This window comes from Streptomyces sp. NPDC059009, assembly GCF_042740175.1.
GTDB lineage: Bacteria > Actinomycetota > Actinomycetes > Streptomycetales > Streptomycetaceae > Streptomyces.
On the sequence record NZ_JBHYJB010000052.1, the window covers coordinates 43,354 to 64,988 of the forward strand.

The 21,635-nt window shown below is 72.2% G+C and carries 19 protein-coding genes and 1 pseudogene; 11 read left to right on the forward strand and 9 right to left on the reverse strand.

Features of this window, described 5'->3' with window-relative positions:
- The first annotated feature begins 40 nt into the window (after positions 1 to 40).
- The gene (locus ACFWYM_RS38460; protein WP_384848058.1) at positions 41 to 616 is read left to right on the forward strand and encodes a TetR/AcrR family transcriptional regulator; all 576 of its coding nucleotides are present in this window, start codon (positions 41 to 43) and stop codon (positions 614 to 616) included.
- A 131-nt stretch (positions 617 to 747) separates the two neighbouring features.
- Positions 748 to 2,859, forward strand: a complete 2,112-nt coding sequence (locus ACFWYM_RS38465) for a GTP-binding protein (protein ID WP_384848061.1) — start codon at positions 748 to 750, stop codon at positions 2,857 to 2,859.
- A gap of 79 nt (positions 2,860 to 2,938) precedes the next feature.
- Here the strand turns inward: ACFWYM_RS38465 and ACFWYM_RS38470 are convergent, their stop codons facing one another.
- The 3 genes from ACFWYM_RS38470 to ACFWYM_RS38480 all read right to left on the reverse strand — a co-directional run bounded on the left by ACFWYM_RS38470 (position 2,939) and on the right by ACFWYM_RS38480 (position 5,641).
- Positions 2,939 to 3,790 carry an aldo/keto reductase gene (locus ACFWYM_RS38470; RefSeq protein ID WP_384848064.1) on the reverse strand — a complete coding sequence of 284 codons (852 nt, stop codon included), beginning with the start codon at positions 3,788 to 3,790 and terminating at the stop codon, positions 2,939 to 2,941.
- A gap of 168 nt (positions 3,791 to 3,958) precedes the next feature.
- Positions 3,959 to 4,600 carry a LysE family translocator gene (locus ACFWYM_RS38475; RefSeq protein ID WP_384848068.1) on the reverse strand — a complete coding sequence of 214 codons (642 nt, stop codon included), beginning with the start codon at positions 4,598 to 4,600 and terminating at the stop codon, positions 3,959 to 3,961.
- Positions 4,601 to 4,678: 78 nt separating this feature from the next.
- Positions 4,679 to 5,641 (reverse strand): MBL fold metallo-hydrolase, encoded by a 963-nt coding sequence (locus ACFWYM_RS38480; protein ID WP_384848071.1) that lies wholly within the window; start codon positions 5,639 to 5,641, stop codon positions 4,679 to 4,681.
- Between the two features lie 161 nt (positions 5,642 to 5,802).
- On the opposite strand from ACFWYM_RS38480, the gene ACFWYM_RS38485 reads away from it, so the two are divergent.
- On the forward strand, positions 5,803 to 6,243 hold the full coding sequence (locus ACFWYM_RS38485) for a MarR family winged helix-turn-helix transcriptional regulator (RefSeq protein WP_384848074.1): 441 nt from the start codon (positions 5,803 to 5,805) through the stop codon (positions 6,241 to 6,243).
- Between the two features lie 196 nt (positions 6,244 to 6,439).
- Here the strand turns inward: ACFWYM_RS38485 and ACFWYM_RS38490 are convergent, their stop codons facing one another.
- Entirely contained in the window at positions 6,440 to 6,934 is a 495-nt protein-coding gene (locus tag ACFWYM_RS38490; protein ID WP_384848077.1) for a MarR family winged helix-turn-helix transcriptional regulator, read from the reverse strand.
- 84 nt (positions 6,935 to 7,018) lie between these two features.
- Between ACFWYM_RS38490 and gap the strand changes: the two genes are divergently transcribed.
- Positions 7,019 to 8,026, forward strand: coding sequence for a type I glyceraldehyde-3-phosphate dehydrogenase (gene gap, locus ACFWYM_RS38495; RefSeq protein WP_384848080.1), 1,008 nt, complete (start codon positions 7,019 to 7,021; stop codon positions 8,024 to 8,026).
- Positions 8,027 to 8,059: 33 nt separating this feature from the next.
- On the opposite strand, the gene ACFWYM_RS38500 is transcribed toward gap, so the two are convergent.
- A complete protein-coding gene (locus tag ACFWYM_RS38500; protein WP_384848083.1) occupies positions 8,060 to 9,004 on the reverse strand; it encodes a hypothetical protein in 945 nt (314 codons plus the stop codon).
- 231 nt (positions 9,005 to 9,235) lie between these two features.
- Between ACFWYM_RS38500 and ACFWYM_RS38505 the strand changes: the two genes are divergently transcribed.
- Complete coding sequence (locus ACFWYM_RS38505; RefSeq protein ID WP_384848086.1) at positions 9,236 to 10,024, forward strand: aminoglycoside adenylyltransferase family protein; 789 nt, start codon at positions 9,236 to 9,238, stop codon at positions 10,022 to 10,024.
- Here the strand turns inward: ACFWYM_RS38505 and ACFWYM_RS38510 are convergent.
- Positions 9,981 to 10,577 carry a TetR/AcrR family transcriptional regulator gene (locus ACFWYM_RS38510; RefSeq protein ID WP_384848089.1) on the reverse strand — a complete coding sequence of 199 codons (597 nt, stop codon included), beginning with the start codon at positions 10,575 to 10,577 and terminating at the stop codon, positions 9,981 to 9,983. The genes ACFWYM_RS38505 and ACFWYM_RS38510 overlap by 44 nt on opposite strands.
- A gap of 111 nt (positions 10,578 to 10,688) precedes the next feature.
- Between ACFWYM_RS38510 and ACFWYM_RS38515 the strand changes: the two genes are divergently transcribed.
- Positions 10,689 to 11,573, forward strand: coding sequence for an SDR family NAD(P)-dependent oxidoreductase (locus ACFWYM_RS38515; protein WP_384848092.1), 885 nt, complete (start codon positions 10,689 to 10,691; stop codon positions 11,571 to 11,573).
- A gap of 10 nt (positions 11,574 to 11,583) precedes the next feature.
- Here the strand turns inward: ACFWYM_RS38515 and ACFWYM_RS38520 are convergent, their stop codons facing one another.
- The gene (locus ACFWYM_RS38520) at positions 11,584 to 13,308 is read right to left on the reverse strand and encodes an RICIN domain-containing protein (RefSeq protein WP_384848095.1); all 1,725 of its coding nucleotides are present in this window, start codon (positions 13,306 to 13,308) and stop codon (positions 11,584 to 11,586) included.
- 316 nt (positions 13,309 to 13,624) lie between these two features.
- Between ACFWYM_RS38520 and ACFWYM_RS38525 the strand changes: the two genes are divergently transcribed.
- From ACFWYM_RS38525 to ACFWYM_RS38540, 4 genes and pseudogenes are all read left to right on the forward strand, one after another.
- Positions 13,625 to 14,395, forward strand: coding sequence for a hypothetical protein (locus ACFWYM_RS38525; RefSeq protein ID WP_384848098.1), 771 nt, complete (start codon positions 13,625 to 13,627; stop codon positions 14,393 to 14,395).
- A 103-nt stretch (positions 14,396 to 14,498) separates the two neighbouring features.
- Positions 14,499 to 15,728, forward strand: a complete 1,230-nt coding sequence (locus ACFWYM_RS38530; protein ID WP_384848101.1) for an MFS transporter — start codon at positions 14,499 to 14,501, stop codon at positions 15,726 to 15,728.
- A 148-nt stretch (positions 15,729 to 15,876) separates the two neighbouring features.
- Positions 15,877 to 16,374: pseudogene (locus ACFWYM_RS38535) on the forward strand (carbohydrate ABC transporter permease); the annotation flags it as partial.
- A gap of 55 nt (positions 16,375 to 16,429) precedes the next feature.
- A complete protein-coding gene (locus tag ACFWYM_RS38540) occupies positions 16,430 to 17,371 on the forward strand; it encodes a family 1 glycosylhydrolase (protein WP_384848104.1) in 942 nt (313 codons plus the stop codon).
- A 33-nt stretch (positions 17,372 to 17,404) separates the two neighbouring features.
- Here ACFWYM_RS38540 and ACFWYM_RS38545 read toward each other — a convergent pair whose 3' ends face one another.
- The gene (locus tag ACFWYM_RS38545; RefSeq protein ID WP_384848107.1) at positions 17,405 to 18,403 is read right to left on the reverse strand and encodes an NAD(P)H-dependent flavin oxidoreductase; all 999 of its coding nucleotides are present in this window, start codon (positions 18,401 to 18,403) and stop codon (positions 17,405 to 17,407) included.
- A gap of 121 nt (positions 18,404 to 18,524) precedes the next feature.
- Between ACFWYM_RS38545 and ACFWYM_RS38550 the strand changes: the two genes are divergently transcribed.
- A complete protein-coding gene (locus tag ACFWYM_RS38550) occupies positions 18,525 to 18,887 on the forward strand; it encodes a winged helix-turn-helix transcriptional regulator (RefSeq protein ID WP_384848109.1) in 363 nt (120 codons plus the stop codon).
- A gap of 9 nt (positions 18,888 to 18,896) precedes the next feature.
- Here ACFWYM_RS38550 and ACFWYM_RS38555 read toward each other — a convergent pair whose 3' ends face one another.
- The gene (locus tag ACFWYM_RS38555; protein ID WP_384848112.1) at positions 18,897 to 21,470 is read right to left on the reverse strand and encodes a hypothetical protein; all 2,574 of its coding nucleotides are present in this window, start codon (positions 21,468 to 21,470) and stop codon (positions 18,897 to 18,899) included.
- Between the last annotated feature and the right edge of the window lie 165 nt (positions 21,471 to 21,635).

Below are 21,635 nucleotides of genomic sequence, written 5' to 3' on the forward strand. Positions count from 1 at the left end.
ATCCGATTCCGGAAAAGACTATGGAGAGGGCCGAACCCGTATGTCAACCCCGTCCCGGCGCCCCCGGGCCGACGCCGGCCGCAACCGCGCCCGCGTCCTGGAAGCGGCGAGCGAACTCTTCGCCGAACGCGGCGACGAGGTGCAGATGGCCGAGGTGGCCAAGAGCGCAGGAGTCGGCGTCGGCACCGTCTACCGGCACTTCCCGACCCGGCAGGCCCTCATCGAGGCGGTCGCCGAGGCGCGCTTCGCCGAGATCCTGGCGTTCGCGCGCGCGGAGTGCCTGTCCACGCCCGACGCCCGCGAGGGGCTGAAGCGGTTCCTGCTGCACATCGGGCAGGTGCACGAGGACGGCCGCGCGCTCTCCCGGTCCATCGAGACGGCCCTGGGCAGCACGGCCCCGCGGGGGGAAGTCGGCGCCGAATTGCGGGAGTTGGGCGCCGAACTGCTGGAGCGGGGGAGAGGCGACGGCACCGTGCGCGCCGACGTGACCGTCGAGGACCTCTACATGATCGTGGGCGCCCTGGCGGCGGTCGCGCGTGCGGACTGGGGCGACTGGAGGCGGTTCGTCGACTTCCAGATGGCGGGCCTCGACCCCGAGGTCGCAGGCAGGCCGTAAATCGGTTGCGCCCGGCGCGTCCTGAGTTCTTTACTCGTGGAAACAGCCGAGCGACCGAGGAGTCCGCATGCGCCGAGCGTTCATGTCCCACCCGAAGGGAATGGCCACCCACCCAAAGGACATGACGCCCCGTGCACTTCACGCACTCCTCCACCCCGCACACCCTGAACCTGGGGATCCTGGCGCACGTCGACGCCGGTAAGACCAGCCTGACCGAGCGGCTGCTGCACTCCGCCGGAGTCATCGACGAGATCGGCAGCGTCGACGACGGCAGCACCCGGACCGACTCCCTGGCGCTCGAGCGGCAGCGCGGCATCACCATCAAGTCCGCCGTCGTCTCCTTCGCGCTGGACGACATGACGGTCAACCTCATCGACACCCCCGGCCACCCGGACTTCATCGCCGAGGTGGAGCGGGTCCTCGGCGTGCTCGACGGCGCCGTGCTCGTCGTCTCGGCCGTCGAGGGCGTCCAGGCGCAGACCCGCGTCCTGATGCGCACGCTGCGGCGGCTCCGCATCCCCACGTTGCTGTTCGTGAACAAGATCGATCGCCGCGGAGCGCGGTACGGGACGCTGCTGGACGAGATCGCGCGCAAGCTGACGCCCGCGGCCGTCCCCATGGGCGGAGTGACCGCGCCCGGGACGCGCGGCGCCGCGGCCGTCCCGCACGCCGCCGCCGATCCGGTCTTCACCGCGCGCCTGACCGAGGTGCTCGCCGACCGCGACGACGAGCTGCTCGCCGCCTATGTCGAGGACGCCGCCGCCCTCTCGTACGAGCGGCTGCGTGCCGCCCTCGCGGTGCAGAGCGCGCGGGCGCAGGCGCACCCGGTGTACTTCGGCTCGGCCATCACCGGCGCGGGCGTGCCCCAACTCATCGCCGGGATCAGGGAGTTCCTGCCGGGAGCCGAGGGCGACCCGGACGGTCCGGTCGGGGGCACGGTGTTCAAGGTCGAACGCGGCCCCGCGGGCGAGAAGATCGCCTACGCCCGGCTGTTCTCCGGCTCGGTCGCGGTGCGCGACGTGCTGCCGTTCGGGCCGGTCGGCGAGGACGGGCGTGCCGGGACGCACGAGGACGCCGGGACGCACGAGGACGCCGGGATGCCCGAGGGCACGGGTGTGCCCGAGGGCACAGGGATGCGCGAGGACAAGGTCACGGGCATCGACGTCTTCGCCGACGGCACGCGCGAGCGGCGCGACGTCGTCAGGGCCGGACAGATCGGTGCCCTCCGGGGGCTGGACGACGTGCGGATCGGCGACGTCATCGGTGAAGCGGCGGGGCGGACGGCGGCGCGGGCGGCCGGACCGCAGTTCGCGCCGCCGACCCTGGAGACGGTCGTCGTGCCGCGGAGCCCCGCCGACAAGGGCGCGCTGCACCTCGCCCTCACCCAACTCGCCGAACAGGACCCGCTGATCGGCCTGCGCCAGGACGACGTGCGCGACGAAGTGTCCGTCTCGCTCTACGGAGAGGTGCAGAAGGAGGTCGTCCAGGCCACCCTCGCCGAGGAGTTCGGCGTGGCGGTCACCTTCCGCGAGACGACCACGATCTGCGTCGAGCGGCCCCGGGGCACGGGTTCGGGGTACGAGAAGGACCTCGAACCGTTCCTCGGGACGGTCGGCCTGCGCGTCGATCCGGCGCCGCTCGGCAGCGGAGTGCAGTTCCGCCTGGAGGTCGAACTCGGCTCCATGCCCTACGCGTTCTTCAAGGCGGTCGAGGACACGGTCAGGGAGACCCTGGCCCAGGGCCTGCACGGCTGGCAGGTCACCGACTGCACCGTGACGATGACGCACTCGGGGTACTGGCCCCGGCAGAGCCACTCCCACGCCGTGTTCGACAAGAGCATGTCGAGCACGGCCCGCGACTTCCGGCAGTTGACCCCGCTGGTGCTCATGAGCGCGCTGAGCGAGGCGGGGACCACGGTGTACGAGCCGATGCACCGCTTCAGCGTCGAGGCGCCGGCCGACACGTTCAGCCCGGTGATGTCGGCCGTGGTGCGCCTCGGCGGGGTGCCGCGCGGCCAGGAACTGCGCGGTGCGGACTGCCTGTTGGAGGGCGACATCCCGGCGGCGCGGGTGCACGCCCTGGAGCAGCAGCTGCCGGGCCTGACCCGGGGCGAGGGCCTGTGGGAGAGCGCCTTCGACCACCACCGGCCGGTGCGCGGCCCGGCGCCGCGCCGCCCGCGCACGGATCACGATCCGCTGAACCGGAAGGAGTATCTGCTGCGGGTGGCGCGGCGGGTGCGCTGACGCCGCTCAGGGCGCGCCGACGCCCGCACGGGGCCTCGAACGACGGTGTGCGGGGCCTCGAACGACGGTGCGCGGGGCCTCAGTTGAGGGTGTCGGGGTCCGGGCCCGTGCGCAGGCCGCGGTCGAGCGCGGCGATGGCGGCCAGCTCGTCGTCGGCGAGCGTGAAGTCGAAGACGTCGATGTTCTCCCGGATGCGGGCCGGGGTGACGGACTTCGGGATCACGACGGTGCCGAGCTGGAGGTGCCAGCGCAGCACCACCTGGGCGGGCGACTTCCGGTGCCGCTCGGCGATCTCGGCGATCGCGGCCTCACCGAGCAGCGCACCCTGCGCGAGCGGGCTCCACGCCTCGGTGGCGATGCCCAACTCGGTGTGCAGGGAGCGGAGTTCGCTCTGCTGGAGGCCCGGGTGCAGCTCGATCTGGTTGACGGCGGGCACCAGCGAGCTCTCGTCGACCAGGCGGCGCAGGTGCGCGGGCTGGAAGTTGGAGACACCGGCGGCCCGGACGCGCCCGTCGGCGGCCAGCTTCTCCAGGGCCCGCCAGGTGTCGAGGTAGAGGTCGCGGGCGGGGGTCGGCCAGTGGATCAGGTAGAGGTCCACGTAGTCGAGGCCGAGCTTGTCCAGGCTGGCGTCGAAGGCGGCGAGGGTGGCGTCGTACCCCTGGTCGGCGTTCCACACCTTCGTGGTGATGAACAGGTCCTCGCGGGCGAGCCCGGAGTCGGCGACGGCGCGGCCCACACCCGCCTCGTTGCCGTAGATGGCGGCGGTGTCCAGGGAGCGGTAGCCGGCCTCCAGGGCGGAGGCGACGGCGGCGGTGGTCTCGTCGTCGGGGACCTGGAAGACGCCGAAGCCGAGCTGGGGGATCTCGACGCCGTTGTTGAGCGTGACGGTGGGGACGGCCGGGGCCGGGGCCGGGGAGGTGGAGGAGGTCATGTCGTGCGTGTTCCTTGCGTCGATGCGTGCGGCACGCCCCTGTTGCAGGGGAGCCTTACGAGCGTCAACAATAATTGCGCACGCGGGATAAGTGCAAGCGGGGGTATCGGGGGAGGCGGGTGCGGGCCTCCCGGGGGCGGGGGCGGAGCGGAGCCGGGAAGGGGCGTCCTAGTCCTTCCGTCCCGTCGCCGCCACGGTCACCCCGAGCCCGATCATCGCGAGCCCGCCCGCCCCGCCGACGGCCGCGAGCCGTTGCGGCGAGCGCGCGAACCAGGTGCGCGTGGCGGCCGCCGCCAGGCCCCACACGCTGTCCGAGGCGATCGCGATGAGGTTGAAGACCAGGCCGAGCAGCAGCATCTGCGCCGCGACGTGCCCCTGCTCACGGTCGACGAACTGCGGCAGCACGGCGGCGAAGAACACGATCGTCTTCGGGTTGGCCACGCCGACCGCGAACCCCTCCCAGAGCGTGCGCAGGCCGCCCCGCGCCTCGCTCCCGTCGGCGGCGAACGCCTCCCGCAGCGCGCCGCGCTGCCGGAGCGCCCTGACGCCCAGATACACCAGGTACGCGGCGCCCACGAGCTTCAGCGCAGTGAAGACGAGCACCGAGCGCTCCACGACGGTGCCGACCCCGAGGGCCACCGCCATCACGAGGACGTACGCGCCGAGCGTGTTGCCCGCCACGGTGGTGAGGGCGGCCCGGCGGCCCTGCGCGAGGGCGCGTCCGATCACGAACAGGACGCTGGGGCCGGGAACGACGATCAGGAGGAACGACATGGCCGCGAAGGCGAGCAGTCGGTCGGCAGTCATCATGCGCGCCATGCAAGCACGCGGCCGGACCGGGCCGACACCGCTTTTCGCTGCCGCTACCGCTGTCGCCGTCGCGGCGCGTCAGTTCCCGGCGCCGTGCCGAGTGGCGGTGGCGGGGGTCTCGGTCTCGACGGGCTGCCAGGAGAGCCGGCGCCCCTCCGCCCCCTCCGTCTCGTCCACTCGTACGCGACCGAAGGCCACGTCCGCGAAGTGGATGCCGAAGCCGATCGTGCCGGGTTCCTGGAGCTCGGCGACGAGCCGGTGGCGGAAGTCCGCGGACTGCGCGGAGTCGTGGTCGGGGGCGGCGGACCACTCGGGGTGGCCGACCTGGACCGGCGAGTGCAGGGCGTCGCCGAAGGCGATCAGGCGCTGCCCGCCCGAGGCGATGACGTAGGCCGCGTGCCCGGGAGTGTGGCCGGGCACGAACTGCACGCGTACGTCGGGGAATATCTCCTCGCCGTCCGTGACGGTCCTGACCTGCGGTGCCATCGCGTCGAGCAGGTCCTTGCCGGTGCCGTGCGACTCCAGGAGGTCGCGCTGGGTCCACTCCGGTTCGGTCACCAGGTAGTCGGCGCGCGTGAACACGGGGCGGTCGCTGCCGGGGGCGGGGTGCCAGGCCCAGCCGATGTGGTCGATGTGCAGATGCGTGAAGGCGACCGCCTCGATGTCCTCGGGTGCGCGGCCGAGGAGGGCGAGGTTGTCGACGAGCGCGCCGCCGTGGATGGCACCGTGCGCGTTGCCGGGCTCGGCCGGGAAGGACTGCGGCCCGAACCCGGCGTCGATCAGGAGCGCCCGGTCGCCGCGCTCCACCAGGAGCCCGCCGAGGCCGGCCACGAGGTTGCCGGTGTCGTCCAGGTACTCGGGGTGGGCCCGCCACACCTCGTCGGTGGTGGCCGGGAGCCAGCCGCGTGGCGAGAGCTGCACGGCGCCGTCCGGCACGTACGTCACCGTGGTCCGGCCGAGCGTCAGCGAGCGCATCGCGCCGGGGCGGCGGAGGCGGTCGGTGTGCTGTGGGGCGGAGTCGGGGGAGTTGAGCGCACTCATGGGCTCGGTCCTCTCGAAGTGGGACGCAATGCCGAACGGCAGGACGAAGTGCCGCACGGCGCAGGGGTTTTGGCCCGTGGCGGCTGCACCACCATATGCATCAAGCTCGAATCATTCAAGCTTGCAATATGCGAGCTCGATGTATTTGCTAGGCTGGTCCCATGACGAACCGGGAGTCGCGGCGGCGGGAGTCGTCGGCGGTCGCCGAGCGGGAGCTGTGCGGCCTGGTCAACGGGATGGCGCACCAGATCGCGGAGCACGTGCGCGTGCGCGCCGCGACGCTCGGGCTCACCGCGCCCCAGGCCACCGCGCTGCGCGAGCTCACCGGACCCATGACCATGCGCGAGCTCGCGGAGCGCATGAGCTGCGAGCCGTCGAACGCGACGTTCGTCGTGGACAAGCTGGAGAAGCAGTCGCTGATCGAGCGCCACCCGCACCCCACCGACCGGCGCGCGAAGCAGCTGATCCTCACCGACGAGGGCGCAGAGCTCCGCGAGCGCCTCCTCGACCTCCTGACCCAGGACTCCCCGCTGGCCGGGCTCACCCAGGACGAACAGCGCACGCTCCAGGGGCTGTTGGAGCGCGCGGTCGTCCGGCCCTGAGGCCGGGCCCTAGGACCTGTCCGGCGGATCTTGCCGCGGTCGCGGGCTGTTCCACGCCGATCTGCGGCGTTGTCGTCGGTTGCCAACGCTCCGCGTTGTCGCCCTCCTCCGCCTTGCATCTCGACGCACCACAGCCCGCTCACCAGCGACGGACGGCACAGCTCGGAATCATGCGGCCTGATCCGCCGGACAGGCCCTAGCCCTGGCTGCTCCGCCCGAGCTCCGCGAGCCGTGTCAGGGCGGGCAGCGCGTCCCGCAGTGCCCGGCGCTCCTCGGGCGTCAACTGATCGACGAGCGGGGCGAGATGGCGCGTGCGGTCCATGTGCCGGGACCGGCCGATCCGCCGTCCCGCCTCGGTGATGTGGACGAGGACGGCGCGCCCGTCGCTCGGGTCGGGGCGGCGCTCCAGGAGCCCCTCGTGCTCGAGCCGTGTGACCAGTTGGGTGATGCCGGGCTGGCTGACCTGCTCGGTCCTGGTCAGCTCCGTCAGCCGCAGTGGGCGGCCCGCGAACGCGAGGGTGTCGAGGACCGACAGTGTCGTGAACGGGTGCTTCTCCAGGACGGGCAGCCGGATGTAGAAGCGGTTGAAGTTCTCGACGGCGGCGGTGAAGGCGTTGAGGTCCAGGTCCCTGTCCCGGTCCCGGTCCAGCCCCTGGTCTCCGTCGCCCGTGGGTTCGTTGGGTTCGTTCACGCCGAAAATGTAGCGCGCGAATTTATATAAGTTGCTTATGCTGTTCTCGCAGGGGACGAACCGTCGACGCGAGGAGACAGACCCATGACTGTGCGCATTGGCATCAACGGCTTCGGGCGGATCGGCCGCAACGTCCTGCGGGCGGCGGCCGCCCGGGGTGCGGATCTGGAGATCGTCGCGGTCAACGACCTCGGGGACGTGGCGACGATGGCCCATCTCCTCGCCTACGACTCGATCCTGGGCCGCTTCCCGGGCGAGGTGGTGGCCGGTCCCGACGGGATCCGCGTCGGGGACGCCACCGTCCGGGTCCTCGCCGAGCGCGACCCGGGCGCGCTGCCGTGGGGCGACCTGGGCGTGGACGTCGTCATCGAGTCCACCGGCATCTTCACGGACGCCGCGCGGGCCCGCGCCCACGTCGACCGGGGCGGCGCGAAGAAGGTCATCATCGCCGCCCCGGCCAGCGGCGAGGACGTCACGGTCGTGCTCGGCGTGAACGAGGACGCGTACGACCCGGAGCGGCACACGATCATCTCCAATGCCTCCTGCACGACCAACTGCCTGGGCGTCCTGGCCAAGGTGCTGCACGAGGCCGTCGGCATCGACTCCGGCATGATGACCACCGTCCACGCCTACACCCAGGACCAGAACCTCCAGGACGCCCCGCACAAGGACCTGCGCCGCGCCCGCGCCGCCGCCCTCAACATCACGCCCACCTCCAGCGGCGCCGCCAAGGCGATCGGCCTGGTCCTGCCCGAACTCCAGGGCCGCCTCGACGCGTTCGCGCTCCGCGTGCCCGTGCCCACCGGCTCGGTCACCGACCTGACGGTCACGACGAGCCGCCGTACCACCGTCGAGGAGGTCAAGGAGGCGTACGCGAAGGCGGCCGCGGGTCCGTACCAGGGGCTCCTCTCCTACACCGAGGCGCCCCTGGTCAGCACGGACATCGCGAGCGACCCCGCATCGTGCGTCTTCGACGCCGAACTCACCCGCGTCCTCGGCCCGCAGGTCAAGGTCGTCGGCTGGTACGACAACGAGTGGGGCTACTCGAACCGGCTCATCGACCTGGCCCTGATGGTCGGCGCGACGCTGTAGCCGGTTCACCGCGGACGGCCGTACGCCGCCGGGTCAGCCGAACTTCACGGAGCTGATCTTGTTGTCGAAGCCGACGGCGGCCAGATCGGCGACGTTGCCGTTCACGACCTTGGACTGGCCGGTGCAGTTGCGCCCGGACCAGAGCTTCAGGGAGCCGTCGGCGGTGAGCGACGAGGTCACCTTCGGGCGGGCGAGGTTCTGGCAGCCGGGTCCGGCGACGCCCTGGGAGGGGCCGTTGTCGGAGAAGCCGGCGTCGTCGAAGAGGATGGCGCTGGTGGCCGGGGCGCCGCCGCCCTGCTGTCCGCCACCGGTCGTGCCGCCGCCCTGCTGCCCCGCCTTCTTGCCGTCGGGCGTGACGCCGAACCACGTACCGCCCACGCCTTGGCCGTTGGTGTCACCGGGCTTGAGGTCCTTGCTGAAGCGGTAGACGGGCCAGCCGCCGACGGTGACCTGGTGGGTGCCGTCGGCGCGGGTGATGACGCCGACGTTCTGGGGCTTGACGCCGTCGACGAAGATCTTGCCGCCGGGGTTCACGAGGACCGGGGGCCAGGTGGTGGCGCAGTCGCCGTTGCAGTTGGACCGGGAGGGGGAGGCGGTGTCCTTGTCGAAGCGGTAGAGCGTGAAGCCGGAGCCGTTGACCACGACAGGGTCGAGGTCGCCGGCCCGGCCCGCGGAGAGCTGGACCCAGGAGCGCTGGACCGGCTGGGCGGCGGGCTCGCCGGGGGCGTTGGCCCAGTCGCCGGTCTTCTTCGGGGCGTTGTTCTGCCGCGCGGTGCCGGACTTCAGGCTCAGGTCCATCGAGCCGTTCTTGCCCTGCCCGCCCGGCGCCGCGGACGAGGAGGACGGCGAGGACGGTGACGACGGTGCGGAGTCGGCCTTGTCGTCGGACCCGCCGCTGCCGCACGCGGACAGTGCCAGGACACCCGCCGCCGCGGCGGCGGCCAGCAGGGTGGTGGTCGAACGAGACGTGCTGCGCATCGCAATCTCCTTGAGTCGTACGCCGGTTGGGAGCTTTCGAAGCCGGAGTACGAGGGGAGGGCGCCGGGATCCTCAGCCCGTACGAGACCGAGACCAAACCGAGACATTGTCTAATCACCGATGGAGTCCGGGAGTTGACCTCCTGGATGAGTCGGTGGAGCCGGTGTCCTGGAGTGGTGGTGGCCCGCAAACGCAGGTGCGGCCGGTCACCCCGTGAACCATGCTGGGGCGATGGATCAAGTGCGGGAGATCGTGGCCCTGGTGGACCGCGTGCTGGGGCCCACGGCCCTCGGCACGTATCTCCACGGATCCGCCGTCCTCGGCGCCGGACTCAGACCGGCCAGCGACATCGACGTCCTGACCGTCACGCGGCGGCCCCTCACCGATCAGGAGCGGAAGGCGCTGCTCGACGGGCTGCTGCCCCTCTCCGGCCCGGGCACGCAGGACGGCCGCCGCCCCGTCGAACTCATCGTCGTCGTCCAGTCCGACGTCCGCCCCTGGAGCTACCCGCCGACCGCCGACTTCCTCTACGGGGAGTGGCTGCGCGTGCAGTACGAGGCGGGCGAGGTCCCCCGCCGGGAGCCGATGCCGGACCTGGCCCTGCTGCTCACGACGGTGCTCTCCGGCGACCACGCGCTCAGCGGCCCGCCCCCGGCCCGCGTCCTGGACCCCGTGCCGCACGAGGATGTGGTCCGGGCCGCCGTGGCGGGCGTCCCCGACCTGCTCGGCGACGTCGACGACGACACCCGCAACGTCGTGCTCACCCTCGCGCGCATCTGGACCACCCTCGCCACCGGCGAGATCCGGACGAAGGACGCCGCGGCCGACTGGACCCTCGCCCACCTGCCCCCGGAGCACCGTCCCGTCCTGGAGTACGCCAGGGAGCTGTACCTCAACTGCCGCTACCCCGAGGAGAGTTGGACCCCGGAGCTGCGGCAGCGGGTGCGCCCGCACGTGGACGCGGTACTCGTGGAGATCAATCAGTGGGCAGCCCGTCCCCCTCGACCAGCACCTTGGTGATCCCCGTGAAGTAGGGCAGCACGTCGTCGAGCGTGGCCGAGGTGAGGGCCGTCGAGTGCAGGGCCGAGCGCATGACGCCCATGCCGAGCAGGCAGGCCACCAGCATCTCCGCACGCAACGTCGCGTCCTTGCCGCGCACTTGCTTGATGAGCTCCTCGATGTGGGCGGCGTCCACCTGCTGTTCGAGGCGCTCGCGCGCCGGGCCGTGCGAGGGGGAGCGCAGCAGCATGACGAGCGGATGCTCCCCGGCGAACTGGGACCAGTCCTGGAATACCACCGACTCCAGCATCCCGGCGGGCAGTTCGTTCAGCGGGCCCGACATCACCTGCCCGAGCACCTCGTGGTCGACGCACGCCTCCTCGAACAGGGCGCGTTTCGAGCCGAAGTACCGGAACACGAGCGCCGCGTCGACCCGCGCGTCCTGGGCGACGTCCCGCACGGTGGTGCCCTCGTAGCCGAACCGCGCGAAGCGCACGCGGGCCGCGTTCAGGAGCGCGGCGCGCGTGGCGGCCCGGTCCCGCTTCTGGGCGGTCGGCTCGTGGTCGGTTGCCATCGGCGGCTCCTCACGTCATCAAGTGTTGACATGCTAGCTCGGCGGCTCTTACCTTAAGCAAGTCATCATCAGATGACTTACCTTTGACTTACCTTTCCGAAAGGTCTCGGAATGCAGACCGTGGTCATTACCGGAGGCACCGACGGATTAGGCCGCGGCCTCGCACTGCATTACCTGAAGGCGGGGGCAAGAGTGATCGCGATCGGGAGTACGCCCGCCAAGGGCGCGGCTCTCGTCGCCGAGGCGGAGAGGCTGTCCGCGGCGGACCGGACGCACTTCCTGCGGGCCGACCTGACATCGGTGTCCGCGACCCGCCAGGTCGTCGAGGAGATAGAGAAGACGTACGACGCGGTGGACAAGCTGGTCCTGTGCGCGCAGCGGTACCGCCTCTTCGGGAAGCGCGCGGTGACGCCGGAGGGGTTCGAGCACAGCTTCGCGCTCGCCTATCTCAGCCGATTCCTGCTGAGCCACGGCCTCCTGAGCCCCCTGCGCCGCGCCCGGCAGCCGGTGATCATGAACGTGGGCACGCCCGGCATCGGCCTCGGCGGGATCCACTGGGGCGACCTGCAGCTTGAGCGCGGGTACAGCGGCAGCAAGGCCACGCTGCAGTCGTTCCGGGCCAACGACCTGCTGGGTGTCGCCTTCGCCGAGGCGTACGCCGACGGCCCGGTCTCCTACATCGGCTACCACCCCGGGGTGGTCGCCACCGGCATGCCGGGCGCCCTCCCGCTGCCCCTGAGGCTCCTCACGCAGGCGGCCTTCACGCTCGCGGCGACGCCGGTCCACAAGGCCGTCCGGCCCATGGTGGAACTGCTGGAGTACCCGCCGGGCGGCGGCGCCTTCGCGGCGTACAGGAAGAAGAAGCGCGTCGAGGTCGAAGGAAACAAGTCCTTCGACCCCGGTGACGCGCGCCGATTGAAAGCGATCACGGAAGAATTGGTCAAGGGGCAGGAATTCGGAGAGAAAGGGAAAGGGAATGTCCCTCTGAATTCCTGACCGCAGGTCCTCAACCCGTCGGAGTCACCGTCAAGGTCTGCTCCGCCGACGACCGTACGGGCGCCGTCCCGGCCGTCACCCTGCCGCGGTCCGAGGCGAGCCCGAGCGCCAGGCCGCTGTAGCGGTTCACCAGCCGGTACTGGCCCGTCGCGCGGCCCTTCGCGTCGGTGGTGGGGATGACGAACCACTGCTGCCCCACGGTCGGTCCGGCCGACGGTGCCGCCGTGAGTGCCGTCTTCGCGCCCCAGGCCCGGCCCGCCTTCGACCGGCTGTCGACGCCAAGGAGCTTTCCGCCCGCAGCGTCGGCGATCCGGTACGAACCGTCGCCGTTGGGCTTGAAGGACCAGGACCGCGCGAGCGTCTGTCCGGCGCCGCTGCCGATGCGGTACGTCTTGGCCGGGTCGAACACGGCCTTCGCACCCGAACCCGCGGCCCCCGCGCGGTCGATCGTGATGTTCGCGTACTCGCCGTCCCCGTGGGCGCACTCGATCGAGCAGTACGAACGGAACGTCTTGCCGACGATCGTGGAGTTCGTCTTGTTCGCGCCGTCCAGGAACCAGCGGTACCAGGAGTTCGAGGTGTAGCTGCCCGTGTCACCGGCCAGGCGCCACTTCTGCGTGGAGAGGTCGTCCGTCACGTAGTACTGCTGCGGTGCCTTGCCGTTCACGGTCTCCGGTGCGCCGATGTACTGGCCGAGGTAGGCGTCGTAGGCGATGTTCATGACGAACAGCGGTGATTTCGGGGGGAGTTCGCCCGCCGCGATCTGCTGGGCGACGCTGCCCTTGTTCGCGGGGTCGTAGTCGCCCTCGACCGGGGTGTAGCCCGTGTCGCCCGGCTCGTTCGCCGGAACCATGTTGCTCTCCTTGCCGCCCACACCGGGCTGCGACCAGGCGCCGTCGTACCACTTCTCCCACGAGTCCGGCGCCATCTTCTTCGCGATCGGCGCGCGGGCCACATGGGCGAGGCTGTCCTCCCAGTTGCCGCCCTTCGCCACGATCCTCGAGCCGTAGTACACGTAGAAGTAGCCGGAGGCCGCGTCGACGAAGAGCCGCTGGTCGCCGTCCCCGTACGAGTACGTCTCGTGCGGGAACTGCCCGGTGTCGCCGCGCTTCGTGCTGTACGGGGACGTGATCACGTGGTCCTTGACGGTCCACGTCCTGCCCTGGTCCGTGGAGACCGCGTAGTCGATCGCGTCGTAGTGGATGCCGTCGCCGAAGGGCTGCGGCGTGAACTCGTTGTGCACCAGGCCGTACCAGTCACCGGAGTCCGGATCGACCCAGACCCCGGACAGATCGCAGTAGTTCTTCTGCGAGTAGCCGGAACCGGCAGGCGCCGCCGTCGCCTTGAGGCCGGTGGGGCTGTTGTTGCAGCGCCACGTCGTGTCGTTGTTGCGGTCCTTGTCGTTCGCGGGGTTCACCGCGTCGCTGATGGCGCTCGACCGCTTGGCGTCGTCGAAGTCCTTGCCGGTGAAGAAGTCCCAGTAGCGCGGGTCGTCCTTGCCGTAGAGCGCGGCGGACTGCTGGAAGTAGAACGTGCCGTCCTTGTCGGTGTACGGGCTCGCCGGGGTGTCGGTGGGGTGGGCGTAGCTGCCCGTCGAGCCGACCGAGACGGTGTATCCGGCGTCGGCCCGGTCGGCCTGCGGCGTGGGGGTGGGCGCGGCCTGGGCCAGCGCCCCGCCGGTCAGGGCCAGTGCCACGGCGGCGAGGGACGAGACGACTCTTCGGAAGCGGGCCACGGCAGCTCCAGGGTCGGACGGGTGGGGGGAGTGGAGGGCAGTTCCCGCCGCCCCGACGGCACGGGACGACAGGAACCGCCGCGCAGCAGCGTGCCCCCGCCCGCCCCGCGCCGACATGGACTTCCGCGCGGGCCCGATGGACTTTTGGGGCCCCGCCGTGTGCGCGCCGTCGACCGGGCGGGCGCCCCGCGGCCATCATGCTGTCCGCGCCCGCCGCACCTTCCCCGTCTTTCCCTGCGGCGGGGCCGCGAGTCCCGTCCGCTCCTCCGCACGCAGCGAGACCCCCACACGTAGCGCGAATCAGAGGAGAACCCCCATGTCAGTACGTAGATCCATGCTCCGTCACGGCTTCGCGGCCGCGGCCGCCGGGCTGCTGGCGGTGACCTCCCCGGCCGCGGCGTCGGCGTCGGTCGGCGGCGGCAACGTGTCCGTCAGCTGGTCCATCGGCAACACCCCGGCCGCGGGCCTGAGCAACATCACCTTCCCCATGACCGTCAACAAGGCGACGGCCCACCAGAGCGGCATCTACTTCGCCCAGCAGTTCGGCTTCACCGGCGCACCCGACGTCGGCTACACCGGCCTCCAGCCGCGCCCGGACAGCGGCGGCCACGAACGACTGTCCGCCCGCTTCTCCAGCTTCGTCGCGGGCTCCACCACCACCGACCCGCTCTGCCACGCGGGCGCCGACGGCGGCCCCGGCGTCACCTGCGCCGTCGACTTCGACGCCGTCTACGGCCACCGCTACGACCTCCGCGTCCAGCGCAGCGGCAGCGACACCTGGACCGGCACGGCACGCGACACGGTCACCGGCAAGGAGACCCACCTCGGGACGTGGACGCTCCCCTCGGGCAGCGGAAACCTCCGCGGCTCCCAGGGCGGCTTCGTCGAGTACTACGCGGGGATCCCCAGCTGCGCACAGATGCCCAGGTCGGACGCCGTCTTCGGCGGACCCACGAGTACCGACGCGAGCGGGCTCAGCGGCACCTCGCGGGCCAACTACGAGTACAGCGACTGCGTGGGCGAGTCCAACTACCACGCGGAGAACGACGGTTCGGGCACGCACGTGACCCGCGGCTTCGTCTCCTGACCCGCGCGACCGCCCACCCGGACCGGGTGGGCGGTCCCGCCCGGGTCATCCGTACGGGGCAGCGCCGCACGCCAGGGCGCCCCGCCGTCCCTACGGTGAGGGTGTGGATGCCCCCGGAACCGCACCTGCGAGCGCCCCACCGGCCCCGGCCGCCGCGCCCTCCGGCGCCGCCTACCGCAACCTGGTGGTGGCGACGATCGGCTTCGCGCTCACGTTCTGGGCCTGGGACCTGATCGCCCCGCTGGCCACGGACTACAAGGACCGGCTCGGGCTCAGCTCCTTCCAGCAGTCGCTGCTGGTCGCCGTGCCCGTGATCGTCGGCTCGCTGGGCCGTGTCCCGGTGGGAGCGCTCACCGACCGGTACGGCGCCCGGCTGATGTTCCCGGTCGTGGCGGCCCTCACCATCGTCCCCGTCCTGCTGCTGATCCCGGTCAAGAACAGCTACCCGCTGATGCTGGTCGTCGGGTTCTTCCTGGGGCTCGGCGGCACCACGTTCGCGATCGGCATCCCCCTGGTCAACTCCTGGTTCCCGCCCGCGAAGCGCGGCCTCGCCCTCGGTGTCTTCGGCATGGGCATGGGCGGCGTCGCGCTCTCCGGCTACTTCACGCCGCGCATCGCCAAGCACGGCGCCAACCTTCCGTTCCTGGTGGTGGCCGTCGCGCTCGCCGCGTTCGCCGTGCTCGGCGCCCTCCTCATCACCGACCGCCCCGACCGGCCGGTGCCCACTGCCTCGCTCGGCACCCGGCTCGGCCGGGCCGGGCGGCTGCGCGTGACGTGGGAGCTGTCCGTCCTGTACGCGATCGGCTTCGGCGGGATCGTCGCGTTCGGCGTCTATCTGCCCACCTACCTCAAGACCTGGTACGAGCTCTCGCCCACCGACGCCGGCACCAAGGCGGCCGGGTTCGCCCTGGTCACCGTGGTGTTCCGGCCCATCGGCGGCTGGCTCTCGGACCGGATCCACCCCGCCCTCGTCACGGCGGCCGCCCTCGCCGTGGTCGCGCTGCTCGCCATCGTCCAGGCATTCGACCCGGGCCTGAACCCCGTCGGCACGATCTCGCTCCTGGTCATGGCCGCCGGTCTCGGTACCGCGAGCGGCAGCGTCTTCGCCCTGGTCTCCCAGGTCACCCCGCAGCGCCAGGTCGGCAGCGTCACCGGCATCGTGGGCGCGGTGGGCGGCCTCGGCGGCTTCGTCCCGCCGCTGGTCATGGGCGCGATCTACAGCGCCAAGGACTCGTACTCCATCGGCTTCATGCTCCTGTCCGACCTCGCGCTGGCCGGCTGTGTGTACGCGTACGGGCGGATGCGCAACGTCCGGGCGGACAGCGACGGCTGAGCCCCGTCACCGACCCGTCCGACAGCGCCCCCGCGCAGGATCCCGAGCGCCACCACCACGGGCACCGCGACCAGGGCGTGCACGGTCCACGCGCCCTCCCGCATCCCAGGCATTCCCAAGCACCCCCAGGAACCCGTCCGGCCCCCCGTTCCCCGGCATCCTCTTCCTGCTGCCGCTCTTCCTGCTCTACGTGAACATCGGCAACGCCACCGGCATCGCCCTGTTCGGCTCCCGCGCCGGGCTCATCCTCACCTACCTCACCTTCTCGCTGCCGTTCTCCATCTGGATGCTCATCGGCTACTTCGACTCGGTCCCGCGCGACCTCGACGAGGCGGCCCTGGTCGACGGCTGCGGGCCGCTCGGCGCGCTGTTCCGCGTCGTCGTCCCGGCGGCGATCCCCGGCATCGTGGCCGTCGCCGTCTACGCCTTCATGACGGCCTGGGGCGAGGTCCTCTTCGCCTCGGTCATGACCAATGACACGACCCGCACGGTCGCCATCGGCCTCCAGGGCTACTCCACGCAGAACGACGTCTACTGGAACCAGATCATGGCGGCGTCGCTCGTCGTCAGCGTGCCCGTGGTCGCCGGATTCCTGCTGCTCCAGCGCTACCTCGTCGCGGGCCTGACGGCGGGCGCCGTGAAGTGAGCAGAAGGCCCCGCACCGCCGCGCTCCCTCTCAACTCCCCCCCGAAGGGACATCTGTGTCCGACGCCATCGACCTCGCCGCCCTCCCGCACGACTTCCTGTGGGGCACGGCCACCTCCGCGTACCAGATCGAGGGAGCCGTCGCCGAGGACGGCCGCTCGCCCTCCATCTGGGACACCTTCTCCCACACCCCCGGAAAGATCGCGGGCGACGACCACGGCGACGACGCCTGCGACCACTACCACCGCTGGCGCGAGGACATCGGCCTGATGCGCCGACTCGGCGCCAACGCCTACCGGTTGTCGATCGCCTGGCCGCGCGTCCTGCCCGGTGGCGACCGCCCCGAGGACGTCGCCGCCGCCCGCCGCGCGGACGGCCACACCAACCGCTGGTGGCTCGACCCCGTCCACGGCCGCGGCTTCCCCGCCGACATGCAGGACGTCTACGGCGTCCAACTCCCCGAGCGACAAGGCGACATGGAGACCATCGCGACCCCCCTCGACTGGCTCGGCCTCAACTACTACTTCCCGGCCACGGTCGCCGACGACCCGGACGGACCGGCGCCCCGCACCCGCGACATCCGTGTCCCCGACGTCCCCCGCACCGCCATGGACTGGGAGATCGACGCCACCGGCATCGAGACCCTCCTGCTCCGCCTCACCCACGACTACGGCGCCCGCAAGCTGTACGTCACCGAGAACGGCTCCGCCTATCCCGACGTCGTACGGGCCGACGGCACCGTCGACGACCCCGAACGCGCGGACTACCTCGAACGCCACCTCGCCGCCTGCGCCCGCGCGACCCGCCAAGGTGCCCCGCTCGCCGGGTACTTCGCCTGGTCGCTGCTCGACAACTTCGAGTGGGCCTACGGCTATGACAAGCGCTTCGGCCTCGTCCACGTCGACTACGCGACCCAGCGCCGCACCATCAAGGGCAGCGGCCACCGGTACGCGGACCTCGTGCGGCGGCACGGGGCGCTGGCGCGGCGGGCGGCGTAGGGACGGGCGGCTCGGGAGGGCTCCGGGCGCCCCTCAGGGCGTGCGGGTACGCCCCACGACGGCGGCGGCACCGGCGGCGATGTCCTGCACGATGCGCCCGGCCGGTGCGACGTCGCGCACCAGTCCGGCGCTCTGCCCCGCGTAGAGGGCGAGGGCCTCCACCTCACCGGTCATGCCGGGCATCGGGACCATGTCGTCGTAGCGCGACCAGGCCCGCCCGTCGGCGTCGCGGGCGACCTCGGTTCCTTCGCCGGGGCGGTGCGGCATGGCCGGGCGGTCCGCGGCCTCCCAGGCGCGGAGCGTGGAGTTGCGCAGTGCGCGGTGCGGGGCGTCGGGCCAGCCGCCGTCGAAGCACCGGGTGTGCACCGCGTCGTGCGGTGCCGCCCCGATCACGGCCTGGCGGTAGACGTCGTGCGTCGCCGCCTCGGTGGCGGTGAGGAAGCGGGTGCCCAGCCAGCCGGCCTGGGCCCCGAGGGCCAGTGCGGCGGCGAGTCCGCGCCCGTCGGCGATGCCTCCGGCGGCGATGACGGGCACCGGGTGCACCGCGTCCACCACCGCGGGCACGAGCGCCATCGTGGTGGTCTCCCCGCGGACGTGCCCGCCCGCCTCGCACCCCTGGGCCACGATGACGTCGACGCCCGCGGCGGCCGCGCGTTCGGCCTCGGCGACGGAGCCGACGGTGTGGACGTGCAGCGAACCGGCCGCGTGCACACGGGCGTTGACGTCTCCGGGGTCACCCCAGAACGTCGAGACGACCGGCACGCCCTCCGCCAGGCAGGCATCGAGCAGCTCACCAACGGGGAAGTCCAGCACGAGATTCACCGCGAAGGGCCCCGGCGTCAGCCGCCGCACCTCCCGGATCCGGCGCACCGCCTGCTCGGCGGTGACCCAGGTCAGCGCGAGGGTGCCGAGCCCACCCGCGCCGGCGACCGCGGCCACCAGCTCCGGGGTGACGGCGGACCCGATGGGCGCCTGCACCAGGGGCACTTGGATGCCCAGCCGCCGGCACAGAGGCGTGATCAAGGTCGTCATGCCGTCCTCCTCGTACGAGCCCCACACACTGCGGTTCGGATTCCGAATCGACCTGCGATGCTAATGTTTCGGAATCCGAAACACCAGGGGCATGGGTCAACAGGAGGGCGGGAGGGGCACGATGGCCACACCGACACCAGGACGGCCCGTACGCGGCTCGACCACCGGACGCCCGCTCATGGCCGCGCTCGACCTGTTCGGGCGGCGCTGGAGCCTGCGCGTGGTGTGGGAACTGCACGAAGGCGCCCTGGGGTTCCGCGCCCTGCGCCGCCAGTGCGGCGACATGTCCTCCAGCGTGCTGCGCCAACGCCTCGTCGAACTGATCGAGGCACGCCTGGTGCACCAGACCCCCGACGGCCACTACGCCCTCACCGCCCTGGGCCGCCAGGCCCACGCCGCACTCAGCCCGCTCGTCGACTGGTCCACCGCCTGGGCCGCCGAACTGGCCGAGCACCCCTCTGAGGATGCACCCGCCGGCGAGTGAAGTCCCCCGTCAGTGCTCCTTGTTGAGGGTGTCCACGGCGCCCCGCGCATCGCCGATCGTGGCGAAGTCCACGGCGATGAAGTTCACCGGGCGGCCGCGCTCCCGTGCGCAGCGGTGGGCGCGGTCCAGGATGAAGGCGCGCTGGTTGACCACGGCGGCGTCCAGGCGGCTGCCGCCCTTGTCGGTGATGAAGTGGTTGAGCAGGAAGAGGCGTTTGCCGGTGCCGCCGCGGTGCGGGACACAGGCCATCTGCTGCGGGGAGGTGTACGAGAAGGGGGTCTCCATGCCGTAGCGGTAGAAGTTCCGGTACCAGGGCGCCGGTCCGTCGGCCTGTTCGGCGAGGACCACCAGGCGGCGGCCGGAGCTGATCATGTCGCCGAGCTTCGGCCAGGGCCGGCCGGGGTCGGCGTCCGGGGTGAACACGAGCCGCTCCAAGCCCGCTTGGCGGAACGCGGTGCGGGTCCGCTCGCCGTCGATGGCGTCCTGGACGATGAGCGTGACGACCTCGCCGGGGTGCGCGTCCAGCCAGCCGCCGATCGAGCGCAGGGTCTCCACCAGGGGGATCGCACCGGCCCTGCACACCGCGTGGCACAGCCACAGGCCGGGGCGCGGCGGGTTGGCCCGCTTGATGAGGAGGGAGATCTGCTCCTTCATGTCCGGGGGGAAGTCGGCCAGTTGGAGGCGCTCGGCCACCTCGTCGGGGGTCTCCCAGGTCGTCGTGTCGATCAGGAGGCCGCGGGCACCCGCGTCCAACTGGGCGGTGATGTCCGGGTCCTGGAGCGGTCCGATGAACCGGTCCGCCGTCGTCGACATCGCGTTGTGCGTGGCCAGATAGGCGACCTCGTCGTAGCGCTTGTCGCACAGGGACGCCGAGCCCAGGCACAGTTCGCGGGCCTCCTTGCCCGCCGCCATCGGCGCCAGCACCGTGCCCGCGAGCGCGGCCGCCACCAGGGCGCCGCCCGCGGCCCCGACCACCGCCCTGCGCCGCCGCGTCCGGGGCCGGAGCTCCGCGCGCCGGGCCACCGCCTTCTCGTACGCCCACGAGGCACCGACCAGGACGAGCCCGGCGAGCAGCGGCAGCGCCGCCGTGATCAGGCCCACCCTGAGGAGCGCGTCGGCGGCCCCGTGCTGCACGTCGTCGAGCAGGCTCCGCAGCGACGGTGGCCAGTGCTCGGGCGGACGCACCATCAGGCCGCCCACCTGCCCGTCCGCCACGGCGAAGACCAGGGAGGCGAGCGCACCGCCGACCGTGAGCGCCGCGCCCACCCGGCGCAGCCGCACCGGCCACGAGGCGCCCCCGGTGAAGGCGAGGACCGCGGCCGCCGCAAGGCCGAGCAGGACGGCGCCGCCCTGCACCCACCCCAGGGTCAACCGGGTGAAGAGCCGGGCCTGTTGGGCCGCCCCCAGGTCGACGCCCGCGGCCTCCAGGTCCGGCAGCACGCTCCAGTGCCCGTCGTCCGTGAGGTCCGAGAGGTCCGCGGCGGCCTCTCCCTTGCCGCCGAGCGCGTACGGGCCGACGGCCGCCAGGGCCGAGGCCGCGTCCCCGGTGCCGAGCGCCGCCTCCACCTGCGGGCGCAACGCCGCCCGCCGGTCCTCCGGTACGGGTCCCATGAGCCAGTCCGTCGCCTGGCGCGCCGTGTCGCGGTCCAGGCGCAGCTCCGGCAGGTTCGCGGGGCGGCGGCCCTGGGCGATGTCGCCGAGCGCCGCCGACAGGTCCCGGGTGAAGGCGGGGAAGTCGGCGGACTGCCGCCCCTGCGCCGACGCCACCAGGTCGCCCAGGTAGATCCCGGCGAAGCTGCCGATGTTCGTCAGGACGGGGCGCAGGTCGACGGTGAGGCTCAGCCGGGGTTCCTCGCCGCGCAGATAGGCGACGGCGTGGCCGATCTGCTCGTCGACGAGGGTGCGCAGGGTGGCGGGCGGCAGCACGTTCTTGAGGTTCGCCGTCACCTGTGCCGCGGGCACCGGGAGCCGCCCCAGCAGATCCCGGGTGACGCGCGCCGTCGCCGGGTCGACCAGGACCTCGTCGTAGAGCCGCTCGTAGGCGTCCTGCTCGTCCAGGACGTCCTGGTAGTAGGCCCGGTTGACGAGGGTGGCGCGCGCACAGCCCGCGAGGACGAGCACGAGGGTAGACAGGGCGAGGACCACCCAGGCCGTCGGCCGCAGCCAGGAGGCGGGCCGCCGCCCCCGCGTCCGCAGGGAGGACATGAGCCGACGCCCCCGCGCGTGCAGCCAACGGGCGGGCCCCTGTGCTCGCGTGTGCAGCCAGGAGGCGGGCCCCTGTGCTCGCGTGTGCAGCCAGGAGGCGAGCTCCTGTGCTCGCGTGTGCAGCAGCCAGGAGGCAGGCCCCTGCGCTCGAGCGGGCAGCCAGGGAGTGGGCCTCTGCCCCAGCGCGCGCAGCCAAGAGGCGGTCCCCTGCGTCCGCGCCCGCCCCCAACGCACCGCCCGCCGCCCCCGCGCGCGCAGCCAGGACACGGCCCGCCCCGTCGGCAGGCGCCACCACGACGGCTGCCACCACGCCCCCGGCCCGCCCTCGCCCTTCGCCTCGCCGCCGCTCACGCGAGCAGCCCGACTCTCCGCACTCACCCGACGATCATCCGGTGCCCGGGGACCCGCCGCCACATCGAGGTTGAACACCCAGGCCACGCGCGCCCCGCCGCGCATCCGTACGCCGGATGGACCACCACGGGTGTAGCGGGCGGCGCGGGCCGGGGAGTTTGCCCCTGGTTACGACGCCCCCTCGGAGGAAAC